Origin of the sequence: Micromonospora halotolerans (assembly GCF_032108445.1) — a bacterium.
Lineage (GTDB): Bacteria > Actinomycetota > Actinomycetes > Mycobacteriales > Micromonosporaceae > Micromonospora > Micromonospora halotolerans.
The window spans coordinates 5,446,672-5,469,044 of the sequence record NZ_CP134876.1; the positions used below are offsets into that span (position 1 = coordinate 5,446,672).

The window sequence follows — 22,373 nt, forward strand, 5'->3', positions numbered from 1 at the left end:
CCACCCTAGGCCGTCGGCCCCCCGGCGTCGTTCCGCTGCCGCGCGGCGGCCTGGCGCCGCAGCTCCTGCCGCGCCAGGGCGTTGCGGTGCACCTCGTCGGGGCCGTCGGCGAACCGCAGGGTGCGGATACCGGCGTACGCCCGGGCCAGCGGGAAGTCCTGGGACAGGCCGGCGGCGCCGTACACCTGGATCGCCTTGTCCAGGATCCACTGCACGGTCGCCGGGGTGGCGATCTTGATGGCCTGGATCTCGGTGTGCGCGCCCTTGTTGCCGACCGTGTCCATCAGCCAGGCCGTCTTGAGCACGAGCAGGCGCAGCTGCTCGATGCGCACCCGCGACTCGGCGATCCACTCCCGGACCACGCCCTGCTCGGCCAGCGGCCGGCCGAACGCGACCCGCTGCTCGGCCCGGGCGCACATCAGCTCGACGGCCCGCTCGGCCAGGCCGATGGAGCGCATGCAGTGGTGGATGCGGCCGGGGCCGAGCCGGGCCTGCGCGATCGCGAAGCCGTCGCCCTCGCCGCCGATCAGGTTCTCCACCGGCACGCGCACGTCGTGGAACACCAGCTCGGCGTGCCCGCCGTGGTCGTGGTCGTCGTACCCGAACACCTCCATGCCGCGGACGATCTCCAGGCCGGGGGTGTCCCGCGGGACCAGCACCATGGACTGCTGGCGGTGCCGCTCGGCGGACGGATCGGTCTTGCCCATGACGATGAAGATCCGGGCGTTCGGGTTCATGGCGCCGGTGATCCACCACTTCCGGCCGTTGACCAGGTAGTGGTCGCCGTCCCGCTCGATCCGGGTGGCGATGTTCGTGGCGTCCGACGAGGCCACGTCGGGCTCGGTCATGGCGAACGACGACCGGATCGCACCGTCGAGCAGCGGCTCCAGCCACCGCTTGCGCTGCTCGCCGGTGCCGAACATCGCCAGCACCTCCATGTTGCCGGTGTCCGGGGCGGCGCAGTTCAGCACGGTGGGCGCCAGGTGGCTGCGCCCGGTGATCTCGGCGAGCGGGGCGTACTGGAGGTTGGTCAGGCCGGCGCCCTGCTCGCCCGGCAGGAACAGGTTCCAGAGACCGCGCTTGCGCGCGGCGGTGCGCAGCTGCGCGAGCACGGGCACCGAGTCCCAGGCCCAGCGGTCGCCGAGCTGACCGAGCTGCTCGTGGAAGACCGGCTCGGCCGGGTGGATCTGGCGGTCCATGAAGTCCAGGAGGTTGTCGCGCAGTCCCTCGGTCCGCGGGTCCAGCGAGAAGTCCATCAGTGCTCCTTCAGGTAGGTCAGGCCGGCGTCGAGGAGGAGCTCGGTGACCTCGCCGAGCTGCGCGAAGCCGGCGCCGACGGTCTGGCCACGCAGGTGGCGGAAGTGGATGCCCTCGAGGATCGCGGCCAGCTTGAAGGCCGCCAGGCCGAGGTGGAAACCGAGGGACGGGAGGTCCCGGCCGCTCGCCGTCGCGTACCGGCCGAGGATCTCGTCCTCGGTCAGGAAGCCGGGCGCGGACGACGCCTCGGCCACCGCCGTCCCGACGAGCCGGCCGAGACGCTGGTAGAGCACCAGCAGCGCCAGGTCGGTGAGGGGGTCGCCGAGCGTGGCCATCTCCCAGTCGATGACCCCGGCGAGGCGGTCGCGGTCGTCGACGAGCACATTGTCGAGGCGGTAGTCGCCGTGCACGATGCCCGGCGCCGAATCGGCCGGCACGGCGGACGCCAGGCGGGCGTACAGCTCGTCGGCGGCCGGCAGGTCCCGGCTGCGCGACGCGTCGAGCTGCTTCCGCCACCGCCGCACCTGCCGGCCCAGGAAACCGTCGGGCCGGCCGAAGTCGGCCAACCCGACGGCCGCCGGGTCGACCGCGTGCAGGGTGGCCAGCGTGTCGACCAGGCGGGTGGAGATGTCCCGGGTGCGTTCCGGGCCGAGGGGCTCCAGCTCGGCCGCGTGCCGGTACGCCGTGCCGGCGACCCGCTCCATGACGTAGAACGGCGCGCCCAGCACGCCGGCGTCCGGGCAGAGCGCGTACGTCGCCGGCACCGGCACGTCCGTGGCGCGCAGCGCCGACATGACCCGGTACTCCCGGGCCATGTCGTGCGCGGTCGACAGCACGTGCCCCAGCGGGGGCCGCCGCACGATCCACGCCGACCGCCCGTCACCGACCTCGTAGGTGAGGTTGGACTTCCCGCCGGTGACCAGCCGGGCGGTCGACAGCCGCGCCGCCCCCGGCACCTCGGCCGCGAACCAGTCGCCGAGCCGGGCCAGGTCGAGGCCGGGCGGGTCCTGCGGGGCCGGACCGGTCACGGGACGAGGATGCTGACGGTCTCGACGACGCAGGCCGGCTTCGCGGCGCCGGCCACCTCGACGGTCACCTTCGCGGTCAGCTGGTAGCCACCGCCGCCGGGCGCCAGCGACAGCAGCTCCACGCCGGCCCGCACCTCGGAGTCGACGGGGACCGGAGCGGGGAAGCGGAGCTTGTTGGCGCCGTAGTTCACGCCCATGCTCAACCCCTCCACCCGGTAGACCTGCCAGACCAGCATGGGCACCAGCGACAGCGTGAGGTAGCCGTGGGCGATGGTGCCGCCGAACGGGCTGCCCGCCGCCCGCACCGGGTCGACGTGGATCCACTGGTGGTCGCCGGTGGCCTCGGCGAAGGCGTCGATCTGCTGCTGCGTGATCCGGTGCCAGCCGGAGTGCCCGAGGTGGGTGCCGACCGCCCGCTCCAGCTCCTCGATGCCCTGGAAGACCTTCATCGTCGCCGCCTCCTCTCAGGCCTTCGGTCCGCCGGCCACGTACAGCACCTGGCCCGACACGAAGCCGGCCGCCTCGCTCACGAAGAAGGACACGGCGTGCGCGATGTCCTCCGGCGTGCCGGTGCGGGCGACCGGGATCTGCGCCGCGGCGGCCTGCTTGAACTCCTCGAACGGCACGCCGAGCCGGGCCGCGGTGGCGGCGGTCATCTCGGTCTCGATGAAACCCGGGGCGATCGCGTTCGCCGTCACCCCGAACTTCCCGAGTTCGAGGGCGAGGGTCTTCGTGAAGCCCTGCAGCCCCGCCTTCGCGGCCGCGTAGTTGGCCTGACCCCGGTTGCCCAGGGCGGAGGTGCTGGACAGGTTGACGATCCGCCCCCAACCGGCACCGGTCATGTGGGCCTGCACGGCGCGGGTCATGAGGAACGAGCCCCGCAGGTGCACGTTCACCACCGCGTCCCAGTCGTCGGTGGTCATCTTGAACAGCAGGTTGTCCCGGGTGATGCCGGCGTTGTTGACCAGGATCGTGGGCTCGCCCAGCTCCCCGGCGATCCGGTCCACGGCCGCCCGCACCGCCTCCTCGTCGGCGACGTCGGCGCCGACGGCCAGGGCCCGGCCGCCCGCGGTCCGGATCTCGTCGGCGACCGGCTCGGCGGCCGCCTCGTCCAGGTCGACGACGGCGACGGCGATGCCGTCGCGGGCCAGTCGCCTAGCGACGCCGGCCCCGATGCCGCGGGCCGCTCCGGTGACGACGGCGGTGCGGGTGATGGTCATGGCGGTCAACTCCTCGCTGGGTACGGACGGGACAGGTCGGCGCCGGGAACGGTCACGGGACGTACACCACCCGGCCGACGGTGGAGCCGTCGGCCAGCCGCTGCACCCCGTCGGCCACCTCGCCGAGCGGGAGGCGCTCGCTGACCAGGGGCCGTACGGCGCCCTGGGCGGCCAGCGCGGTGAGGGCACGGTGGCACTCGACGACGGCGGCCGGATCGTGGCGCTGGTAGAGACCCCAGTGCAGGCCGACGATCGAGTAGTTCTTCACCAGGGCGTGGTTGAGCGCGGCGGACTGGATCCGGCCACCGGCGAAGCCGACCACGAGGATCCGGCCCTCGAAGGCGACACACTTCGTCGAACGCTGGTAGGTGTCCCCGCCGACCGGGTCGTAGACGACGTCGGCGCCCCGGCCGCCGGTCTCGGCCTTGACCACCTCGACGAAGTCCTCGGCGCGCCGGTCCACCACCACGTCGGCGCCGAGGGCGCGGGCCACCTCCGCCTTCTCCGGGCCGCCCACCACCCCGATGACGCGGGCGCCGGCGGCCTTGCCGAGCTGGACCGCCGCGCTGCCGACGCCGCCGGCCGCGGCGTGCACCAGCAGCGTCTCGCCGGCGCGCAGCCCGGCCCGCCGGTGCAGGCCGAACCAGCCGGTCTGGTAGCCGATGTAGAGGGCCGCCGCCTCGGCGTCGTCGAGCGCCGCCGGCGCGGGGAACGTGCTCGCGGCCTCCAGCAGCGCGTACTCGGCGAACCCGCCGTGCGGCAGCGTCGCGCCGCCGAGCACCCGGTCGCCGACGGCGAACCCGGCCACCCCGGCGCCGAGGGCGACGACCTCGCCGCACAGCTCGACCCCCGGGGTGAACGGCAGTTCCGGCTTGACCTGGTATTCACCGCGGCACATCAGGACGTCGGGGAAGTTCGCCGGGCTGGCCAGCACCCGGACCACGAGCTGCCCCGGGCCCGGCGCCGGGTCCGCCACGTCGACGAGCCGCAGCACGTCGACCGGCTCGCCGAGCGCGGTCACCTGCCATGCCTTCATCGGAGGCCTCCCTGGTCCTCGATCTGCCGCTGGAGCTTGTTCATCCCGTCGAGCCAGCGGTCGGTGTCGGTGGCCCGGTGCCGGTAGTAGTCGGCCACCCGGGGGTGCGGCAGGACCAGGAACCGGTCGTCGTGCAGGGCCTGCCACGTCGCCTCGGCCACGTCCTCGGGGGTGAGCGCGCCGTCGCGGCTGATCAGGTCCCGCAGCGGTCCGCTGTTGTCGAGCATCCGGGTCCGTACGCCCTGGGGGCAGATGGCCTGCACCACGACCCCGCGATGCCGGTAGGTCGCCGACAGCCACTCGGCGAAGGCGACGCAGGCGTGCTTGCTGACCGCGTACGCCGGGTTTCCGAGCGTCGTGAGCAGGCCGGCCGCGGAGGCGGTCACCACGAAGCGGCCCGCGCCGCGCTCGACCCAGCCGGGGATCAGCAGTCGCGCGGCGCGTACGTGCGCCATGACGTTCACCTCGTGGCTCGCCGCCCACTCGGCCTCGGCGGCGTCCAGCCCGCGCCCGCGGTCGATCCCGGCGTTGCCGAACCATGCGTCGATGTGGCCCAGGTGGCCCCGGGCGGTCTCGACCAGCGCGGCGACGCCCTGCTCCCCGGCGGCGTCGCCGGGAGCCGCGAAGCCGCCGATCGCCTCGGCCACCCGCAGGGCCGCATCGGCGTCGAGGTCGTTGACCACGACCCGCGCGCCCCCGGCGGCGAGCCGGGCGGCCAGCGCGCGGCCGATGCCGTGCCCGGCGCCGGTGACGACGACGCCCCGGTCCCGCACCGGCATCAGACACCTCCGGTGAGGGTGAGGCCGCCGTCGACGACGAGCAGCTGGCCGGTGATCCAGGCGGCGTCCTCGGACAGCAGGAACGCGACGGCGCCGCCGACGTCGGTGGGGACGCCGAGCCGCCGGAGCGGGTACGCGGCCGCCACCTCCTCCTCGCGACCCTCGTAGAGGGCCGTGGCGAACCGCGTCTTCACCACGGCCGGGGCGACCGCGTTCACCCGGATGTCCGGGCCCAGCTCGACGGCGAGCTGCTGGGTGAGGTGGGTGAGCATCGCCTTGCTGGCGCCGTAGAAGCCGATGCCGGCAGCCGGCCGGACGCCGGCCACCGAGGAGACGTTGACGACCGCGCCGCCGTGCTCGCCCATCCACGCCCGGTGGACCTGCTGCACCCAGGACAGCGCGGCGAGGCAGTTCACCTCGAAGACCTTGCGGGCGGCGGCCAGGTCCAGGTCGACCAGCGGCCCGTACGCCGGGTTGATGCCGGTGTTGTTGACCAGGAGGTCCGCGCCGCCGAAGGCGTCGACCGCCCGGGCCACCACCTCGGCCTGGTGGTCGGGATCGTCGGCGTGGCCGGCGACGCCGACCGCCTGCCCGGCGCCCAGCCGGGCGACGGCCTCGTCCAACGCCGCCTGCTTGCGGCCCGTGATCACCACCCGGGCGCCCTCGGCGACCAACCGCTCGGCGACGGCCAGGCCGATGCCGCGGCTGGCACCGGTGACGATCGCCGTGCGGCCGGCGAATCTGCTCGACGGGGCCTCCGACACGGCCACCTCCTCCGACTTACTAAGCGCTTGCTTAGAATGTGTCTGAGGGAGTGTGCGACAGCCCGACGGGCCTCGTCAACAGGTCCACCCCGGCCGATTTGTGGTATCAATGCCGGCCGAGGCTCAGGAGGGAAGGACGGACGTGGTGACCGACAGCGCCGAGCAGTCCCGCGCCGACGCGACGCGCGCCCGGCTGCTGGACGCGGCCGTCAGCGCGTTCGCCGAGCGGGGCTTCCACGGCACGACCACCCGCGACATCGCGGCGGCGGCCGGGCTGAGCCCCGCCGCGCTCTACGTGCACCACCGGTCCAAGGAGGAGCTGCTCTACCTGATCTCGCGGTCGGGGCACGAGCACGTGCTGCGGCTGGTGCGGGAGGCGGTCGCCTCGTCCGCCGACCCGGCCACGGCGCTGCGGCGGGTGGTCCACGACTTCGTCGTGACGCACGCCCGCGACCACACCACCACCCGGGTGGTGAACTACGAGCTGGCGGCGCTCAGCCCCGCGCACCTGGCCGAGATCCGCGAGATCCGCCACCACATCGAGCAGGCGATCCGGCAGCTCGTGGAGGCGGGCGTCACGGCCGGGGTGTTCGAGACCCCGGACCCCCGGATGGCGGCCGCCGCGCTGCTGTCCCTCGGCGTCGACGTGGGCCGGTGGTACCGGGACGGCGGCGACCTGGTGCCCGAGTACATCGCCGCGCGGTACGCCGAGATGGCGCTGCGGATCGTCGGCGCCCGCTGACCGACCTCACCAGACGCAGGACCGGGGCAGGAACGCCCAGGCGATGCCGGCCGCGAACCGGTTCCCGCGCCACTTCGCCATGATCCACTGACGGTCCTTGGTGACGTAGCGGATGTCGATCTGCGCGCCGGCCGGAGCCGTGCCGAGCGGGTGGACGGCGACGGCCGGCCCCGACCCGTACGCCGCGGCGGCGCCGATGTTGCCGTACGCGGTGCAGGCCGTGCGGGCGGTGGTGGCCTTGAGCCCGCCGCCCTTGTTCTCGCTCCACACGCCGTACGGGCTGCACAGCGGGTCGACGCCGTTGGCCGTGCAGAAGACCTGCTCGGAATGCCACCAGCGCAGCTGGTCGGGGGAGCCGTCGGCGTTGCTGGAGCCGCTCACGGTGGGGCCGTTGGCGCAGCTCGACGACGAGAATCCGCTGCGCTCGATGGCGAACTTGCGCGTGCCGTAGGCGTAGGCGCACCCGTCGAAGCTGCCGCCGGCGAAGCCCCAGGGCCAGCGGGTGATGCCCTCGGTGTTGCCGGCGCCGGCGTCGCCGGTGTCGCGGATGTCCATGTGGTCGAAGCTGGACTTGACGGCGCCGTCGGCGAAGACGAAGTCACGGGCGAACAGGTAGCCGACCATCGGGCCGTTGGCCTTGTAGCTCAGCAGCACCCAGCCCGGGCCCATGCCGGTCTGCGCCCAGGGGTCCTCGGCGGCCGTCTGCACCCGGTTGACGCCGTATCCCCAGGCGGCGGCGGGGGACGGGGCGACCAGGGCGGTCACTGCCAGGGCGGCGACCAGCGCCGTCACGATCCGGGTCACGCCACGCCACCGAGCCATCGCCACTCCTCGATCCGGTTTGGCGAAAATCTACAGCGTTGTAGCGGGCCGTGGCAATCTGCTACGTTGCCCGCACCTCCAACGAGGGAGCTGAATATGCGAATGTCTGCCAAGGTGGCCGCGGCCGTGACGGCGCTGGGCATCGTGCTGGCGGCGCCTCCCGCCGCCCAGGCCTACGTGGTGCCGCGCCACGCCGTGAACATCTGCCAGAGCGCCAGCTTCTACGACAACTACGACTCGGCCTCGGGCCCCTACGGCCTCAAACGGGTGCTGGAGTACGGCAACAAGATCGGTCACACACCCGGTGCCCACCCGGTATACAACGGCTGGGCGGCGACGTTCGACTTCGGCCCCAACGACTGGGGCTATATGCGCCTCGAGTGCATCGGAGGGTACGACTCATGGTGACCCCGTCATCCCGGTCCACGCGGTTGGCCCGCGTGGTGGTCGCCACCGCGACGGCCGTCGCGCTGCTGGCGGTGTCGTCGCCGGCGCTGGCCGCCAACGGCACCATCGGCGTGCGGGAGACCGTGTGCGCCGAGTCGTTGTTCGTCCGCACCGAACCGCTGGGCGCCTGGATGGGCACCCTGTACGCCGGGCAGACCTTCCAGGTGAAGGGGCCCAGGAGCGGCGGCTACATCTACGGCTTCGCCTACGGCCACGTCAACCGCAACGGCTGGGTGCAGGACGGCTGGTTCTGCTGACCCGCGGTCCCGGTCAGCCCACCTTGGGCGCGGCCCGGGCGATGATCGCGGCGAAGTCGACACCGCTGGGCAGGGTGCCGAACGCCTGGCCGTGGTCGCCGCCGAGGCGGGAGGCGCAGAAGGCGTCGGCGACGGCCGGGTGGCCGTGCCGCACCAGCAGTGCGCCCTGCAGGACCAGGGCGAGCCGCTCGACGACCCGGCGGGCCCGCAGTTCGAGCTCGTCGTGGTCGGACAGGTCGGCCTGCACCTGGCGTAGCGCGGCGTCCAGCCGCGGGTCCGCGCCGGCGGCGGCGGTCACCTCGGCCCGGAACGCCTCCACGACCTCGGGCTCCTTCGCGACCGCGCGCAGCACGTCCAGCGCGGCCACGTTGCCGGAGCCCTCCCAGATCGAGTTCAGCGGCGACTCGCGGAACAGCCGCGGCATGCCCGACTCCTCGACGTAGCCGTTGCCGCCCAGGCATTCCAGGGCCTCGGCGGCATGCGCCGGCCAGCGCTTGCACACCCAGTACTTGCCCACGGCGAGGGCGAGCCGCTTGAAGGCCGTCTCCCCGGCGTCGCCGCGCGCCGACCGGTCGGTGGCTCCGGCGAGCCGCATCATGAGGACGGTGGCGGCCTCCGACTCGACCGCCAGGTCGGCGAGGACGTTGCGCATGAGCGGCTGGTCGACCAGGTAGCGGCCGAAGGTCCGCCGGTGGGTGGCGTGGTGGACGGCGGTGATCAGCCCCTGGCGCATCCCGGCCGCCGCGCCGATCACGCAGTCGAGGCGGGTCAGGTTGACCATGTCGATGATCGTGCGCACGCCCCGGCCCTCGTCGCCGACGCGCCAGGCGACGGCGTGCTCGTACTCGATCTCCGCCGAGGCGTTGGACCGGTTGCCGAGCTTGTCCTTGAGGCGCATGAGCCGCATCGGGTTGCGCGTGCCGTCCGGCAGAACGCGCGGGACCAGGAAGCAGGTGAGCCCGCCCGGCGCCTGGGCGAGGGTGAGGAAGACGTCGCACATCGGCGCCGACGTGAACCACTTGTGCCCGACGAGCCGGTAGGCGCCGTCCGGGTCGGGATGGGCGACGGTGGTGTTGGCGCGGACGTCCGACCCGCCCTGCTTCTCCGTCATCGACATGCCGGCCAGCAGGCCCCGCTTGGCCAGCGGGGGGCGCAGCCCGAAGTCGTACGCCGTCGCGGTGAGCAGCGGCTCGTACCGCGCGGCCAGGTCCGGGCTGTGCCGCAGCGCGGGCACGGCCGCGTAGGTCATCGAGATGGGGCAGCCGTGGCCGGCGTCGGGTCGCCACACGTAGAACTTGGCCGCCCGGGCCACGTGGGCGCCCGGCCGTTCGTCGGCCCACGGCGCGGCGTGCAGGCCGTGGCCGACGGCCGTGCGCATCAGCTCGTGCCAGGCCGGGTGGAACTCCACCTCGTCGATCCGGTGGCCGTAGCGGTCGTGGGTGCGCAGCACCGGCGGGTGCTCGTTCGCCAGCCGCCCGTGCTCGATCGCCGGCGCCGAGCCGCCGAGCCGGCCGAGCTCGTGCACCTCGGCGGCGGCCCAGCCGGCGCCCTCCCGGTCCAGCCCGTCGAGCAGCGCCGGGTCGTCCGCCGCGTCGTGGTCGGCCAGCGGGGGAACCTGGTTGAACACCTCGTGTGTCGTCACGGCGATACTCCCAGCGCGCGGTGGATGAACCGGATCAGGTCGGGGATGGTGCCCGGGCCGGCGACCCCGGCGGCCAGCGGGCCGACCATGGCCTCGGCCAGGGCGCCGACCAGCGCGGTCGCGGTCAACTCGGTGTCCTGCGCGGGCAGTTCGCCGCTCGCCACGCCCGCCGCCACGTGACCGGCGATCAGGTCGGCGTAGGCGCGGCGGAAGGTGAGCCGCTCGGCGTCGACCGCCGGGTCGACCGGCTCGGCGAGCAGCGCGTACGCCAGCCGGGGGGACTGCAGGGCGCGGCCGGCGAACGTCTCGACGACGGCCGACATCCGCGCGGCGACGGTGGCCCGCTGCGCCGCGGCGCGCGCCACGGCGTCCACCTCCCGCTGGGAGGCGGTGCGGAACACCTCGGCGAAGAGGTCGGCCTTGGTGGGGAAGTGGCGGTAGACGGTGCCCGTCGCGACGCCGGCCCGCTCGGCGACGGCCGCGACCGAGCAGCCCGCGTAGCCGTGGCCGGCCATGATCTCCAGCGCGGCCGTGATGATCCGCTGCCGGGAGGCGCTCAGCCGGGCCTTCACCCGCTCGGTGCTCCGGTACGCCACTGAAGAAGTGAACCATCATTCAATCCTTGTGCGCAAGGTCCGTCCGGTTGCGTCCCGCGTGCCGGGATCAGTCGGCCGAATCGGTCACAGCTTGGGCGCGGTCGCCCGTCATGATCTTGGTGTGACTCCACCGATCGGGTACCGTCCCCTGTCACACCGTCGTGCACCAGCCCTGGCTGGCTGTCATACCAGGGTCGAACGGAGGGAACTGCCGTGACGTTCCAGAGCGCAGTCCGCAGGGCTGGCATCGTCGTGGCGATCGCCGCCCTCGCGGCGAGCGCGGGATGCGCCAAGAAGGAGGACGGCGAGACCCAGGCGAGCGGGGTCAAGCTCGTCGAGAAGGGCAAGCTCACCGTCTGCACCCACCTGCCCTACGCGCCGTTCCAGTCCAAGGACGCGAGCGGCAAGGTGATCGGTTTCGACGTCGACCTCATGGACCTGGTCGCCAAGGACCTGGGCGTCGAGCAGAAGATCGTCGACACGCCGTTCGAGGGGATCAAGTCCGGCCAGGACCTGAACACCGGCAAGTGCGACGCCGCCGCCGCCGGCATGACGATCACCGAGGAACGGCAGAAGGTCATGAACTTCTCCGACCCGTACTTCGACGCGACCCAGGCCATGCTGGTCAAGACCGGCAAGGCGTACAAGACGCTCGACGACCTGCGGGGCAAGAAGCTCGGCGTCCAGGCCGCGACGACCGGCCGCGACTACGCCAAGAAGGTCGCCGAGGAGAAGGGCCTGCAGCTCGTCGAGTTCGAGGACCTCGCCGCCGAGCAGCAGGCGCTGGCCAACGGCCAGATCGAGGCCGCCATCAACGACCTGCCGGTCTGGACCGAGTACATCAAGGAGCACCAGGGCGGCTTCGAGGTGGCGGCCGAGTTCGACACCGGTGAGCAGTACGGCTTCTCGGTGAAGAAGGACGGCAACCCGGAGCTGCTCAAGAAGATCAACGACGCGCTCGCCAAGGCGAAGCAGGACGGCACCTACAACACGATCTACGAGAAGTGGATCGGGAAGAAGCCGACCGCCTGAGCCACCCACCCGGCCGGAGGGCGCGCCCGGCGCGCCCTCCGCCCCGGCACCCCTCCGCACCTCCCAAGGAGCGCCGAACGTGAAGCTGCGACGCCGCCAGCGAGAGCGGCTGTCCCTCTGGCTCCAGTACCTGGCCTTCGTGGCCGTCATCGCCGTGGTGATCCTCGCGGCGGACTGGGGCCGGCTGCGGGAGGCGTTCTTCCGCGTCGACATCATCGAGTCGATGTTCCCGACGGTCATCACCGTCGCGCTGCGCAACACGATCCTCTACACGCTGGGCGCGTTCGCCTTCGGCCTGGTCTTCGGCACCATCCTGGCGCTGATGCGGCTGTCCCGGGTCGCCCCGTACCGGTGGGTGGCGACCGCGTACATCGAGCTGTTCCGCGGCCTGCCCGCGCTGCTCGTGCTCTTCCTGGTCGGCTACGGCATCCCGATCGCCTTCCCCGAGCGGGAGATCCCCGGCGGCGTGTTCGGCTCGATCGCGATCGGCCTCGGGCTCACCGCGGCCGCGTACATGGCCGAGACCATCCGGGCCGGCATCCAGGCCGTGCCGAAGGGGCAGATGGAGGCCGCGCGCACCCTCGGCATGTCGCACTTCACGGCCATGCGCACGATCGTCATCCCGCAGGCGTTCCGGATCGTGATCCCGCCGCTGACCAACGAGCTGATCCTGCTCACCAAGGACTCGTCGCTGGCCTACGTGCTCGGCGTGACCGCGCAGACCATCGAGGTCACGAAGTTCGGCCGGGACACGCTCAACGACCGGGTGAACGCCACCCCGCTGCTGGTGGCCGGGCTCACCTACCTGATCATCACCCTGCCGCTCTCCCAGGTGGTGCGCCGCCTCGAACTCCGCTACGCCAAGGCTCGGTGACCCCATGACGTCCAGCCCGTCCCAGCCCGCCGTCGAGATCCGCGACCTGCACAAGTCCTTCGGGCCGCTCGAAGTCCTCAAGGGCATCGACTTCGAGGTCGGCCACGGCGAGGTGGTCTGCGTCATCGGCCCGTCCGGGTCCGGCAAGTCCACCCTGCTGCGGTGCGTCAACCTGCTGGAGGAGCCGACCGCCGGCCGGATCTGGGTGAACGGCACCGAGATGACCGACCCGGACGTCGAGATCGACGCCGTACGCCGCGGCATCGGCATGGTCTTCCAGTCGTTCAACCTCTTCCCGCACCTCACCGTGCTCGACAACCTCACCATCGCCCAGCGCCGGGTGCTGCGGCGCGGCCGCGCCGAGTCCGAGCGGGTCGCGCGGGCCAACCTGGACCGGGTCGGCCTGAGCGACAAGGCCGCCGCGTTCCCGGCCCAGCTCTCCGGTGGGCAGCAGCAGCGCGTGGCCATCGCCCGGTCGCTGTCGATGGACCCCGAGCTGATGCTCTTCGACGAGCCGACCTCCGCGCTCGACCCCGAGCTCGTCGGCGACGTCCTCACCGTCATGCGGAAGCTGGCCGAGGACGGCATGACCATGATGGTGGTGACCCACGAGATGGCGTTCGCCCGGGACGTCGCCGACCGGGTCGTGTTCATGGACGGTGGCGTCGTGGTGGAGCAGGGCCCGCCGGAGGAGGTGCTGGGCGCGCCGCGGCACGAGCGGACCCGCTCGTTCCTCTCCCGGGTCCTCGACCCGACCCACGTCGCGCAGCTCGGCCGGCCCGGCGAGTCCGCCGAGCCGCTCGAGGCGCCTGGCCTGCCGGCCGACGACCGCCACCAGCTGTGACCGCCGCGGCGGTGTCGTACCCCTGGCTAGGCTCGACCCCATGGGAGATCCGTTCCGGGTGCGCGTCACCGTCCGCGGCTACGAACTCGACACGCAGGGCCACCTGAACCAGGCCGTCTACCTCCAGTACGGCGAGCACGCCCGGTGGGAGTGCCTGCGGGCGGCCGGCATCCCGCAGGACCGGCTCCTCGCCGGCGGCGTGGGGCCGGTGGCCCTGGAGGTCACCCTGCGCTACCTGCGGGAGCTGCGCGGCGGCGACGAGGTGGACGTGTCCTGCGAGTTCCGCTGGGGCGAGGGGAAGACGTTCCAGATCGTGCAGGACCTGACCCGCCCGGACGGCACCCCCGTCGCCACCATCACCGGGGTGGGTGGCCTGCTGGACCTGGCCTCCCGGCGGCTGGTGCCCGACCCCCGTGTGCGGTTCCGCCAGCTGGCCAGCGACCCGGCGCCGCTGAACCTCTGAGCCGCCTAGCGGCCGGCCCGCAGGTAGGCGAGCACGGCCAGCACCCGCCGGTTGGTGTCGTCGGCGGGCGGCAGGTCGAGCTTGGTGAGGATGTTCCCGACGTGCTTGCCGACCGCCGCCTCGGTGACGTGCAGCCGCGCCGCGATCGCCCCGTTGGAGTGGCCCTCGGCGACCAGCGCCAGCACCTCCCGCTCCCGCGGCGACAGGGCCGCCAGGGGATCGCGGGGGCGGCGCAGCAGGTGCCGCACCACGTCGGGGTCGACCGCCGTGCCGCCGGCCGCCACCCGGCGCAGGGTGTCGGCGAACTCGGCGACGTCGGCGACCCGGTCCTTGAGCAGGTAGCCGACCCGCCGGCCGTCGCCGCTGTCGAGCAGCGCGGCCGCGTACCCGCTCTGCACGTGCTGGCTGAGCACCACCACGGCCAGGTCGGGTCGCTCCGCGCGCAGCGTGACGGCCGCGCGCAGCCCGTCGTCGCGGTGCTCGGGCGGCATGCGGATGTCGGTCACCAGCAGCTCCGGCCGGTGGGCGCGGGCCGCGTCGAGCAACTCGGGCGCCGTGCCCACGGCGGCGACCACGGCGAAGCCGAACCGGGTCAGCAGCCCGACCAGGCCCTCCCGCAGGAGGACCTCGTCCTCGGCGAGCACCACGCGGGTCACGGGCGGCACGGCAGCTCCACCCGGACGAGGGTAGGGCCACCGGGCGGGCTGGCGAGCAGCAACCGCCCGTCCACCGCGGCGACCCGGTCGGCCAGCCCGGTCAACCCGGTGCCCCGGGCCGGGTCGGCCCCGCCCCTGCCGTCGTCCTCCACCTCCACGACCAGGCGCCGGTCCGGGCGGGTGAGCCGCACCTCGGCGCGGGTGGCCCCGGCGTGCCGGGCGACGTTGCCCAGCGCCTCGGAGACCACGTACCAGGCGGTGGTCTCGACCAGCTCCGGGACTGGCCGGGTGAGCTCGGCGCGCACCGTGACCGGCACGGTGGCCCGGGCGGCCAGCTCGCCGACGGCGCCGGCCAGACCCAGCTCGGCGAGCTGCTGCGGGCGGATGCCCTGCACGATCCGCCGCAGCGTGACCATGAGCTCCTTGGCCTGCTCGTGGGCGATCGCCAGCGGCTTCGCGGCGGGGGAGTCCTCGGGCACGTCGAGCCGGGCCAGGCCGAGCTGGAGGGTGAGGCTGGTCAGCCGCGGCTGGGCCCCGTCGTGCACGTCCCGCTCGATCCGGCGGCGTTCCGCCTCGTACGCGCCGACCAGCCGGGCACGGGAGCGGGTGACCTCGCGCAGCGCCGGCCCGTCGGACGGGGCGCCGAGCAGCCAGCGGGCCACCCCGGCCTGGGCCGCGACGAGCAAACCCGCCAGATAGCCCAGCCCCGGCACGGCGAGCAGCGCCGCGACGGCGTACGGAACCGCCGCGCGCGGGCTGTCCACGGTGGTCCACCCGAGCACGATCCGGTCGGTGCCGCCGGCCACCCACGGACCCGCGAGCAGGAGGACGTCGAGCAGGACGAGCAGGGCGAACATCCCGTACGCCAGCGGCACGGCGCCGCCCAGCCAGGCCGCGTACGCCACCTCGCGCCACGCCGCGCCGGTGGTGTACCGGGCGGCCAGCCCGCGCACCCCGGGTCCCGGCAGCGGGCGCCCGTCGACCAGGCCCAGCCGCCAGCGGTCGACCACGGCCAGCGGGGCGCTCACCAGCGGGGCGACGGCCACCGCGGCCAGGGCGACGACGGTGAGCACGACGACGAGGGGGAGGGCCACGGGGCGGCCCCGCTGCGCCGCGGTCACCACCGCGAGCAGCGGCGCCCCCACCACGAACAACCCGACCGCGAGGACGCCGGCCAGCGGCACGGTGGTGACGGCGTACGCCAGCGCGCGCCACGGCCAGGCGGAGATCAGGTAGCGGCGCCGGCGCAGGGCCTCCGCCAGGTGCCGGGGTTCGTCCAAGGTCATGTCGTCACGCTAGCCAGGCGGCGTCCGCGCAGCCCAGCCGTCTGGACCCCCTCCCGGGGTAGGCCTGGCCCTACCCTCATCCGGCCCGTCACGCCCCGTGCGCCGGTCGCCCCCCGCACGCTGGACTGGACGCATGGATCGTGACCGTCTCGGCGCCGCCTGCTGGCTGCTCGCCGCACCCCTGTTCCTGGCCGCGAACGTGGTCGTCGGGCTGGCCTGGCGCCAGCCGCCGTTCAGCTGGGCCACCAACAACATCAGCGACCTCGGCAACGTGACCTGCGGGCTGTGGGACAGCACCCGGCCCCGCCCGGTCTGCTCGCCCTGGCACGGCGTGATGAACGGCGCGACGGCCGCCACCGCCGCCCTGCTCGCGCTCGGGGTGCTGCTCACCTGGCCGGCGCTCGGCCGCGGGGCCGCCGCCACGGCGTCGCGGCTGCTCACCCTCGCGGCCGCGGGCGGGTACGCCCTGGCCGCCGCCGCCCCGGCCGACGTCGACGAGAACCGGCACTTCCTGGCCGCACTGCTGATCTTCGTGCTGGGCAACCTCGGGATGCTGGTGGCGGCGCTGGCCCGGCGGTCGTCGGTGCTCGGCGGGATGCGGGCGGCCAGCCTGGTCCTCGGGTCCACCGGGGTGGCCGGCGTGGTGCTCTTCCTCGCGCAGGTCGACCTGGGCATCGGCGTCGGGGGCATGGAACGGGTGGCCGTCTTCCCGCTGCTGGTGTGGACCGTGCTGGTCGCCGTGCGGATGGTGCGGGCGGGGCGGGATCGACGCCTATCCTGAGCGGGTGGAGCTGGAGTTCAGCGGCGAGGTGTGGTTCTGGCGGGGGCCCGCGCCCTGGCACTTCGTCACGGTGCCCGACGAGCTGTGCGGGGAACTGGAGGCGGCCTCGGCGTCGGTCACCTACGGCTGGGGGATGATCCCGGTGACCGCGCGGATCGGCGGGACCGGATGGGCGACGTCGCTCTGGCCGAAGGACGGGCGCTACGTCGTGCCGGTGAAGACCGCGGTCCGCCGGGCCGAAGGGATCGCGCTGGGCGACCGGGTGGACGTCCACCTGACCGTCACCCGGTGACGGACGGCGACGGACGTGGCGCGGGACGGGGAACGGCGAGGTCCGGTCTGGCCACGCCCGCCCGCTCCGGCGCCGGCCGGGCGCCGGGTGACGCCGTTCGAGATCTTCTTCGACCTCGTCTTCGTCTTCGCCCTCACCCGCATCATGTCGCTGATCGGGCAGCGGCCCACCCCGACCACCATGGTGCAGGGGCTGATCCTGCTCGTGCTGCTCTGGATCGCCTGGTCCTCGTACACCTGGTTGGGCAACCACACGCGGGCCGAGGTCGGCGTGGTCCGCGGCGGGTTCCTGATCGCGATGGCGGCGCTGTTCGTGGCGGCGCTGGCCATGCCGGAGGCCTGGACACCGGGCCCGGGCCTGGACGGGCCGCTGCTCGTCGCGCTCGCCTACGTGGTGCTCCGCGTCGTCCACCTGGGGCTCTACCACTGGGCGGCGGCCGGTGTGCCGGGGCTGCGGGCGCGGATCCGGTTCTTCGCGGCGGTCAGCGCCGTCGGTTGGGTGCCGCTGCTGCTCGGCGCGCTGCTGAGCGGGACGGCGCACGCGGTGCTGTGGGTGATGGCCTTCGTCATCGAGATCGGCGGGCAACGTCTGTCGTACGCGCGCCGTGGCACCTGGCCGCTGCGCAGCGCCAGCCACTTCACCGAGCGGCACGGCCTGGTGCTGATCATCGCGCTCGGTGAGTCGCTGGTCGCCGCCGGGGTGGGCGCCGCGTCGGCGGTGACCGCGCTGCCGGTCCTCGGCGTGGCGCTGATCGGCTTCGTGGTCACCGCCTGCCTGTGGTGGCTGTACTTCGACCGGGCCGGGCCGGCCGCCGCCCGCGTCCTCGCCGCGGCGACGGGGGACCGGCGGGACCGGATCGCCTCGGACGCCTACAGCCAGACCCACCTGCTGCTGATCACCGGGGTCATCTACCTGGCCCTCGGCGTCGAGCAGGTGCTCGGCCTCGTCGCCGGGGTGCACGGCGGCGACGAGCACGGCGGCGCCACCAGGCTGACCTGGTCCGCCTCGGTCGCGCTGCACGGGGGCGCCGCGCTCTTCCTGGGCGGCCGGCTGCTCTTCCTGCGGCTCACCGGGCAGCCGGTCCCGCCGGCGCAGCCGGCCGTCGTCGTGCTGGTCGCGCTCCTGCTCCCACTCGGTGTGCTGCTGCCGCCCGCTGCGGCGCTCGGCGTGCTCGGCCTGCTCCTGCTCACCGCGGTCGCCGTCGAGCGGCTGTCCGGGCGGCGCGTCCCGTCCGCCGACTCCTGACGTACCGCCGCTCCGGCCGCGCGGAGCCGCCACCGGACGGCGGCCGGTACCGGTTGATCAACGACTTCTCCGCCCGGGTTTGAAATTCCCGCGAACCGGAGAAGTGCAGGTCGCGCGGGCAGGGTGGCCCGCGTGACTACGGGAGGTGGCCATGTCACGGAGACTGCGGGCGACCGCGTTGGCCGGGGCGCTGACCCTGGCGATGAGCGGCTGCGGCGGAGTGGGCGGCGGGGGCGACTCCGGCGGCGGCAGCAGCAAGGGCAGCGGCGCCCTGAGCACCATGGGATTCGGTTTCTCGGACGAGATCGCCAAGACGCGGGTGGACGCCTTCAAGAAGGACCACCCGGACGTCCAGCTGAGCATCACCGAGGGCGCCTTCGACGAACAGCAGTTCCTCTCCGCGGTGGCCTCGGGCAATCCGCCGGACCTCGTGTACATGGACCGCAAGCTGATCGGCACGTACGCCAAGCGCGGCTCGATCCAGCCACTGACCGACTGCGTCGAGAAGCAGCAGATCGACATGGGGCAGTACCGGCAGGCCGCCAAGGACCAGGTCACCCTCGACGGCACGGTCTACGGCATCCCCGAGTTCTCCCAGGTGCGGGTGCTCTACCTCAACGAGACGGTGCTCAAGCAGGCCGGCCTCACCGCTGACGACGTGAACCTCGCCGACTGGGCGAGCCTCCCGGCGGTCAACACGAAGCTCACCAAGGTCTCCGGCGGGCGGCTCAGCCGGATCGGCATCGACCCGAAGATCCCGGAGTTCCTGCCGATGTGGGCCAAGGCCGACGGCGCCGAGATGATCTCGGCGGACGGCGCCAAGGCCAACCTGACCGACCCGAAGGTGGTCGAGGCGCTGACCACCGGCATCAAGCTCATCCAGGACCAGGGCGGTTGGGGCAAGTTCAAGTCCTTCCGGGACACGTTCGACTTCTTCGGCGCCGAGAACCCGCTCGCCAAGAACCAGATCGCCGCGTGGCCCATGGAGGACTGGTTCCTCAACCAGGCCGCCAAGAACAGCCCCAAGGCCGAGCTGGTGGTGAAGCCCTTCGTGGACCGGCAGGGCAAGCCGCTGACCATGTCCTCCGGCCAGGCTTGGGTGCTCACCAAGGGGGCGAAGAACCCGGAGGCGGCCTGCGCCTTCGTCAAGCAGATGACCGCCACCGACACGTGGTTCGCCGCCGCCAAGGCGCGGGCCGAGGCGCGCAAGGCCGCCAACCTGCCGTTCACCGGCGTCTGGACCGGCAACACCGCCGCCGACAAGAAGATCTTCGACGAGCTGTACCGGCCGACCGGCAACAAGCGCTTCGACGACGCGGTGGCCACCATCCGGGCGGCCCAGGACACCGCGTTCGCCATCCCCGCTTCGCCGGCCGGCGCCGAGTTCGACAAGGCCTGGACCGACGCGGTGAACCGGGTGCTCTCCGGCCAGGCGCAGCCGGCCGAGGCGCTGGCCCGGGCCCAGCAGGAGGCGACCGCCGCGCTGGACAAGGCCGCGGGCTGAGCCCCGCCATGGCCACCACCGTCACCCCTTCCGTCCCGGGCCGGCGGCGCCGCACGCCGCTGGCCCGGCGGGAGGCCCGCTGGGCGTACGTCTTCCTGGCGCCCTGGATCGTCGGGTTCCTGGTGCTCACCGCCGGCCCGATGGTCGCGAGCCTCTGGCTCAGCTTCACCGAGTACGACGTCATCAACGCGCCGCGCTGGAGCGGGCTGGACAACTACCGGCAGCTCGTGTCGGACCCCCAGGTGGCCCGCAGCCTCGGCAACACCGTCTACTACACGGCGCTGCACGTGCCGCTGGTGATGCTGATCTCGCTGGGGCTGGCGCTGCTGCTCAAGCGGGTCGGCCGCTGGCAGGGCTTCTTCCGTACCGTGTTCTACCTGCCGGTGATGACCCCGGCGGTGGCGGTCGGCATCCTCTTCCTGCTGCTGCTCAACACCCAGGACGGCCTGATCAACCGCGGCCTGGCGCTGCTCGGGATCGACGGTCCGAGCTGGACCACCGACCCGGACTGGGTGATGCCCGGGATCGTGCTGATGAGCCTCTGGAGCCTCGGCTCCACGGTGATCATCTACCTGGCCGCGTTGCAGAACGTACCCCGGGACCTGTACGAGGCCGCCGACCTCGACGGGGCCGGCGCGTGGGCGCGGTTCCGCCACGTGACCCTGCCGATGATCTCCGGGTCGCTCTTCTTCACGTTGATCGTCAACACCATCGCCTCGCTGCAGATGTTCACCGAGGTCTACACCATGTACTTCGGGAACCGGCAGACCCAGAACTCGTTCGACAGCGACGCGGCCTCGTTCTACGTGATCTATCTGTTCCAGCAGGCGTTCCAGTTCCTGCACATGGGCTTCGCCTCGGCGATGGCCTGGCTGCTCTTCCTGATCATCCTGATCATCACGGCCGTGCAGGTGAAGCTGAGCAACCGGTTCGTCTACTACGAGGGGGAGGACCGGTGACCACGACGAGTCAGCCGGTGGGCACCGGCGTCACGAGCACGGTGGTGGCGCCGGTGGCGGCGCCCCGGCCGGCCGCCGAGGACGAGAGCGGGCGGCCGCGCTGGCAGCGGATCCTGTTCGTCGTCGCCCTGGTGGGCGCGGCGGTGATCTTCATGCTGCCGTTCGTCTGGCTGGTCAGTGCCTCGCTGCGCCCCCGGGAGTACGTCTTCGCCCCCGGCTTCCTGCCCACGCCGTTCGCCCCGGACAACTACGCCGAGGCCTGGCAGGCCATGCCGCTGCTCACCTGGCTGTTCAACAGCGTGGTCGTCGGTGTGGCGGCGGCCGCCGCGGCGACGCTGTCCAGCGCCTGGGTGGCGTTCGGGTTCGCGTACTTCCGCTTCCCCGGCCGGAACCTGCTCTTCGGCCTGGTACTCGCCACCATGATGCTGCCGTTCGCGGTCACCATGATCCCGACCTACCTGATCTGGAACCGCCTCGGCTTCATCGACACCCAGGTGCCGCTCTGGGCCGGCAACCTCTTCGGCTCGGCGTTCTACATCTTCCTGCTGCGGCAGTTCTTCCTGTCCCTGCCCCGGGAGTACTTCGAGGCGGCCCGGGTGGACGGGGCGAGCTACCCGCAGCTGTTCTGGCGGATGGCCTTCCCGCTGATCCGCCCGGCGCTGCTGGTGGCGTTCGTCTTCGAGTTCAAGGCGAGCTGGACGGACCTGATCAAGCCGCTCATCTACCTGCGCAACGAGCAGCTCTACACCCTGCCCCGCGGGCTCAAGGTGATCCTCGACCGGTTCGGGTACGGCGGCGAGCAGCAGTGGGAGATCGTCCTCGCCGGCAGCGTGATCGCCACCGTACCCATGATCGTTCTGTTCTTCCTGGCCCAGCGGCACTTCGTGGAGGGCATCGCCACCACCGGCCGCAAGGGATGACCGACCTCAGCCCGCCGGTTCGTCGAGGAACGCGAGGGTGACCGCGGCGAACAGCGGCGAGCTGAAGATGCTGTAGTGGGTCAGCCCGGGCAGGATGGCCAGCGCGTGCCCACCCTTGGGCCGGCCCTCGTTCCCCCAGCCGCCGTCGCGCAGGCCGCCGTCGAGCAGCTTGAAGACCTCCACGTAGTGGCTCGGCGGCGCCATGTCGGCGTCGGCGGCGACGATCAGCGTCGGCACCCGCAGGTTGCGGACCTCCTCGGTGAGGTCGAAGTCCTCCGCCATCAGCGCGCCGATCTTGTCGAGCAGCCGGGGGAAGTCCTCCGGGCGCGGCGCCACCCGCTGGTAGAGCTGGTACATCGGGGTGTCCTTCATGAACTCCGCGGCGGCGCCGGTCACCTGGCCCTGCTGCGCGCGCATCTCGGCGTAGATGGCGTCCGACCGGACGTGCGCGGACGCCGCGACGAGCCGGCCGAGCTTCTCCGGGTGGGCCACGGCGGCGCGCAGCGCCACCCCGCCGCCGAGCGAGTAGCCCACCAGGTCGGGCCGGTCCAGCCCGAGGTGGTCGATGAGCGCGGCGATGTCGTCGCCCATCGTCCGCAGGTCGAGCGGGCGGTCGACGTCGGCGGTGCGGCCGTGACCCTGCAGGTCGACGGCGATGACCTGGTGCCGGGCGGCCAGCGCGGGCAGCACCGGCCCGAACATCTCGCCCGACCCGAGCCCGCCGTGCAACAGGATCAGCGGGTGCCCGGTGCCGTGCGTCTCGTAGTAGAGGTTGATGCCGTTGACCTCGGCGTATTGGCCGATGCCCGCGGCGTCGGTGGTCCAGTCGGTGGCGGTCACGGTGGCGCTCCTCCCGTCCGGGGATGGTGGCGGGTGGACCCCGACGGCACCGGCCGCGAGGTCACGACTGCGGCCTCACCCTATGCAG

General features: G+C 73.0%; 26 protein-coding genes. 13 read left to right on the top strand and 13 right to left on the bottom strand.

Annotation, left to right across the window (positions count from 1 at the left end; all coding sequences use genetic code 11):
• Nucleotides 1–5: 5 nt before the first annotated feature.
• Genes RMN56_RS25585 through RMN56_RS25615 form a run of 7 tightly spaced genes read right to left on the bottom strand, consistent with a single transcriptional unit; the run spans nt 6 to nt 6,083 of the window.
• The gene (locus tag RMN56_RS25585; protein WP_313720118.1) at nt 6–1,256 is read right to left on the bottom strand and encodes an acyl-CoA dehydrogenase family protein; all 1,251 of its coding nucleotides are present in this window, start codon (nt 1,254–1,256) and stop codon (nt 6–8) included.
• Nucleotides 1,256–2,284: a phosphotransferase family protein gene (locus RMN56_RS25590; RefSeq protein WP_313720119.1), complete on the bottom strand. Its 1,029-nt coding sequence runs from the start codon at nt 2,282–2,284 to the stop codon at nt 1,256–1,258. The genes RMN56_RS25585 and RMN56_RS25590 overlap by 1 nt, the downstream gene beginning before the upstream one ends.
• Nucleotides 2,281–2,733 carry a MaoC family dehydratase gene (locus RMN56_RS25595; protein WP_313720120.1) on the bottom strand — a complete coding sequence of 151 codons (453 nt, stop codon included), beginning with the start codon at nt 2,731–2,733 and terminating at the stop codon, nt 2,281–2,283. Before RMN56_RS25595 ends, RMN56_RS25590 begins: the two co-directional genes overlap by 4 nt.
• A gap of 15 nt (nt 2,734–2,748) precedes the next feature.
• Nucleotides 2,749–3,504 (bottom strand): 3-oxoacyl-ACP reductase FabG, encoded by a 756-nt coding sequence (gene fabG, locus RMN56_RS25600; RefSeq protein ID WP_313720121.1) that lies wholly within the window; start codon nt 3,502–3,504, stop codon nt 2,749–2,751.
• 52 nt (nt 3,505–3,556) lie between these two features.
• Nucleotides 3,557–4,540, bottom strand: coding sequence for an NADPH:quinone oxidoreductase family protein (locus RMN56_RS25605; RefSeq protein ID WP_313720122.1), 984 nt, complete (start codon nt 4,538–4,540; stop codon nt 3,557–3,559).
• Nucleotides 4,537–5,319, bottom strand: a complete 783-nt coding sequence (locus RMN56_RS25610) for an SDR family oxidoreductase (RefSeq protein WP_313720123.1) — start codon at nt 5,317–5,319, stop codon at nt 4,537–4,539. The genes RMN56_RS25605 and RMN56_RS25610 overlap by 4 nt, the downstream gene beginning before the upstream one ends.
• Nucleotides 5,319–6,083, bottom strand: coding sequence for an SDR family oxidoreductase (locus RMN56_RS25615; protein WP_313720124.1), 765 nt, complete (start codon nt 6,081–6,083; stop codon nt 5,319–5,321). The genes RMN56_RS25610 and RMN56_RS25615 overlap by 1 nt, the downstream gene beginning before the upstream one ends.
• 145 nt (nt 6,084–6,228) lie before the next feature.
• Here RMN56_RS25615 and RMN56_RS25620 point away from each other — a divergent pair, with 145 nt between their 5' ends.
• The gene (locus tag RMN56_RS25620; protein ID WP_313720125.1) at nt 6,229–6,825 is read left to right on the top strand and encodes a TetR-type transcription factor C-terminal domain-containing protein; all 597 of its coding nucleotides are present in this window, start codon (nt 6,229–6,231) and stop codon (nt 6,823–6,825) included.
• Between the two features lie 6 nt (nt 6,826–6,831).
• Here the strand turns inward: RMN56_RS25620 and RMN56_RS25625 are convergent, their stop codons facing one another.
• Complete coding sequence (locus RMN56_RS25625) at nt 6,832–7,647, bottom strand: hypothetical protein (protein WP_313720126.1); 816 nt, start codon at nt 7,645–7,647, stop codon at nt 6,832–6,834.
• A gap of 102 nt (nt 7,648–7,749) precedes the next feature.
• Between RMN56_RS25625 and RMN56_RS25630 the strand changes: the two genes are divergently transcribed.
• A complete protein-coding gene (locus RMN56_RS25630; RefSeq protein ID WP_313720127.1) occupies nt 7,750–8,055 on the top strand; it encodes a hypothetical protein in 306 nt (101 codons plus the stop codon).
• Nucleotides 8,049–8,351 (top strand): hypothetical protein, encoded by a 303-nt coding sequence (locus tag RMN56_RS25635; protein WP_313720128.1) that lies wholly within the window; start codon nt 8,049–8,051, stop codon nt 8,349–8,351. Before RMN56_RS25630 ends, RMN56_RS25635 begins: the two co-directional genes overlap by 7 nt.
• Before the next feature lie 13 nt (nt 8,352–8,364).
• On the opposite strand, the gene RMN56_RS25640 is transcribed toward RMN56_RS25635, so the two are convergent.
• Both RMN56_RS25640 and RMN56_RS25645 read right to left on the bottom strand, forming a co-directional pair.
• Nucleotides 8,365–9,993, bottom strand: a complete 1,629-nt coding sequence (locus tag RMN56_RS25640) for an isovaleryl-CoA dehydrogenase (RefSeq protein WP_313720129.1) — start codon at nt 9,991–9,993, stop codon at nt 8,365–8,367.
• Complete coding sequence (locus tag RMN56_RS25645; protein WP_313720130.1) at nt 9,990–10,589, bottom strand: TetR/AcrR family transcriptional regulator; 600 nt, start codon at nt 10,587–10,589, stop codon at nt 9,990–9,992. The genes RMN56_RS25640 and RMN56_RS25645 overlap by 4 nt, the downstream gene beginning before the upstream one ends.
• Before the next feature lie 213 nt (nt 10,590–10,802).
• Between RMN56_RS25645 and RMN56_RS25650 the strand changes: the two genes are divergently transcribed.
• The 4 genes from RMN56_RS25650 to RMN56_RS25665 all read left to right on the top strand — a co-directional run bounded on the left by RMN56_RS25650 (nt 10,803) and on the right by RMN56_RS25665 (nt 13,802).
• A complete protein-coding gene (locus RMN56_RS25650; RefSeq protein WP_313720131.1) occupies nt 10,803–11,621 on the top strand; it encodes a basic amino acid ABC transporter substrate-binding protein in 819 nt (272 codons plus the stop codon).
• 79 nt (nt 11,622–11,700) lie between these two features.
• The gene (locus tag RMN56_RS25655) at nt 11,701–12,495 is read left to right on the top strand and encodes an amino acid ABC transporter permease (RefSeq protein ID WP_262281892.1); all 795 of its coding nucleotides are present in this window, start codon (nt 11,701–11,703) and stop codon (nt 12,493–12,495) included.
• A gap of 4 nt (nt 12,496–12,499) precedes the next feature.
• Nucleotides 12,500–13,339 carry an amino acid ABC transporter ATP-binding protein gene (locus RMN56_RS25660; protein WP_313720132.1) on the top strand — a complete coding sequence of 280 codons (840 nt, stop codon included), beginning with the start codon at nt 12,500–12,502 and terminating at the stop codon, nt 13,337–13,339.
• Between the two features lie 40 nt (nt 13,340–13,379).
• Nucleotides 13,380–13,802: an acyl-CoA thioesterase gene (locus tag RMN56_RS25665; protein ID WP_313720133.1), complete on the top strand. Its 423-nt coding sequence runs from the start codon at nt 13,380–13,382 to the stop codon at nt 13,800–13,802.
• Between the two features lie 5 nt (nt 13,803–13,807).
• On the opposite strand, the gene RMN56_RS25670 is transcribed toward RMN56_RS25665, so the two are convergent.
• Nucleotides 13,808–14,467: a response regulator transcription factor gene (locus tag RMN56_RS25670; protein ID WP_313720134.1), complete on the bottom strand. Its 660-nt coding sequence runs from the start codon at nt 14,465–14,467 to the stop codon at nt 13,808–13,810.
• The gene (locus RMN56_RS25675; RefSeq protein ID WP_313720135.1) at nt 14,455–15,744 is read right to left on the bottom strand and encodes a sensor histidine kinase; all 1,290 of its coding nucleotides are present in this window, start codon (nt 15,742–15,744) and stop codon (nt 14,455–14,457) included. The genes RMN56_RS25670 and RMN56_RS25675 overlap by 13 nt, the downstream gene beginning before the upstream one ends.
• Nucleotides 15,745–15,877: 133 nt before the next feature.
• Here RMN56_RS25675 and RMN56_RS25680 point away from each other — a divergent pair, with 133 nt between their 5' ends.
• The 6 genes from RMN56_RS25680 to RMN56_RS25705 all read left to right on the top strand — a co-directional run bounded on the left by RMN56_RS25680 (nt 15,878) and on the right by RMN56_RS25705 (nt 21,445).
• Nucleotides 15,878–16,525 carry a DUF998 domain-containing protein gene (locus tag RMN56_RS25680; protein WP_313720136.1) on the top strand — a complete coding sequence of 216 codons (648 nt, stop codon included), beginning with the start codon at nt 15,878–15,880 and terminating at the stop codon, nt 16,523–16,525.
• A 4-nt stretch (nt 16,526–16,529) separates the two neighbouring features.
• Complete coding sequence (locus RMN56_RS25685) at nt 16,530–16,817, top strand: DUF1905 domain-containing protein (RefSeq protein ID WP_262281886.1); 288 nt, start codon at nt 16,530–16,532, stop codon at nt 16,815–16,817.
• Between the two features lie 87 nt (nt 16,818–16,904).
• Entirely contained in the window at nt 16,905–18,062 is a 1,158-nt protein-coding gene (locus RMN56_RS25690; protein WP_313720137.1) for a low temperature requirement protein A, read from the top strand.
• A gap of 151 nt (nt 18,063–18,213) precedes the next feature.
• A complete protein-coding gene (locus RMN56_RS25695; protein WP_313720139.1) occupies nt 18,214–19,566 on the top strand; it encodes a type 2 periplasmic-binding domain-containing protein in 1,353 nt (450 codons plus the stop codon).
• Nucleotides 19,567–19,574: 8 nt separating this feature from the next.
• A complete protein-coding gene (locus RMN56_RS25700) occupies nt 19,575–20,525 on the top strand; it encodes a carbohydrate ABC transporter permease (RefSeq protein WP_313720141.1) in 951 nt (316 codons plus the stop codon).
• Nucleotides 20,522–21,445: a carbohydrate ABC transporter permease gene (locus RMN56_RS25705; protein ID WP_313720142.1), complete on the top strand. Its 924-nt coding sequence runs from the start codon at nt 20,522–20,524 to the stop codon at nt 21,443–21,445. Before RMN56_RS25700 ends, RMN56_RS25705 begins: the two co-directional genes overlap by 4 nt.
• Nucleotides 21,446–21,451: 6 nt before the next feature.
• Here the strand turns inward: RMN56_RS25705 and RMN56_RS25710 are convergent, their stop codons facing one another.
• Nucleotides 21,452–22,249 carry an alpha/beta fold hydrolase gene (locus tag RMN56_RS25710; protein WP_313724858.1) on the bottom strand — a complete coding sequence of 266 codons (798 nt, stop codon included), beginning with the start codon at nt 22,247–22,249 and terminating at the stop codon, nt 21,452–21,454.
• Nucleotides 22,250–22,373 lie beyond the last annotated feature (124 nt).

Excerpts from the sequence above, each read along its gene's own strand:
- RMN56_RS25585 (WP_313720118.1), bottom strand. The coding sequence starts at position 1,256 with ATGGACTTCTCGCTGGACCCGCGGACCGAGGGACTGCGCGACAACCTC.
- RMN56_RS25595 (WP_313720120.1), bottom strand. The coding sequence starts at position 2,733 with ATGAAGGTCTTCCAGGGCATCGAGGAGCTGGAGCGGGCGGTCGGCACC.
- fabG (WP_313720121.1), bottom strand. The coding sequence starts at position 3,504 with ATGACCATCACCCGCACCGCCGTCGTCACCGGAGCGGCCCGCGGCATC.
- RMN56_RS25605 (WP_313720122.1), bottom strand. The coding sequence starts at position 4,540 with ATGAAGGCATGGCAGGTGACCGCGCTCGGCGAGCCGGTCGACGTGCTG.
- RMN56_RS25610 (WP_313720123.1), bottom strand. The coding sequence starts at position 5,319 with ATGCCGGTGCGGGACCGGGGCGTCGTCGTCACCGGCGCCGGGCACGGC.
- RMN56_RS25625 (WP_313720126.1), bottom strand. The coding sequence starts at position 7,647 with ATGGCTCGGTGGCGTGGCGTGACCCGGATCGTGACGGCGCTGGTCGCC.
- RMN56_RS25630 (WP_313720127.1), top strand. The coding sequence starts at position 7,750 with ATGTCTGCCAAGGTGGCCGCGGCCGTGACGGCGCTGGGCATCGTGCTG.
- RMN56_RS25635 (WP_313720128.1), top strand. The coding sequence starts at position 8,049 with ATGGTGACCCCGTCATCCCGGTCCACGCGGTTGGCCCGCGTGGTGGTC.
- RMN56_RS25660 (WP_313720132.1), top strand. The coding sequence starts at position 12,500 with ATGACGTCCAGCCCGTCCCAGCCCGCCGTCGAGATCCGCGACCTGCAC.
- RMN56_RS25665 (WP_313720133.1), top strand. The coding sequence starts at position 13,380 with ATGGGAGATCCGTTCCGGGTGCGCGTCACCGTCCGCGGCTACGAACTC.
- RMN56_RS25675 (WP_313720135.1), bottom strand. The coding sequence starts at position 15,744 with ATGACCTTGGACGAACCCCGGCACCTGGCGGAGGCCCTGCGCCGGCGC.
- RMN56_RS25680 (WP_313720136.1), top strand. The coding sequence starts at position 15,878 with ATGGATCGTGACCGTCTCGGCGCCGCCTGCTGGCTGCTCGCCGCACCC.
- RMN56_RS25695 (WP_313720139.1), top strand. The coding sequence starts at position 18,214 with ATGTCACGGAGACTGCGGGCGACCGCGTTGGCCGGGGCGCTGACCCTG.
- RMN56_RS25700 (WP_313720141.1), top strand. The coding sequence starts at position 19,575 with ATGGCCACCACCGTCACCCCTTCCGTCCCGGGCCGGCGGCGCCGCACG.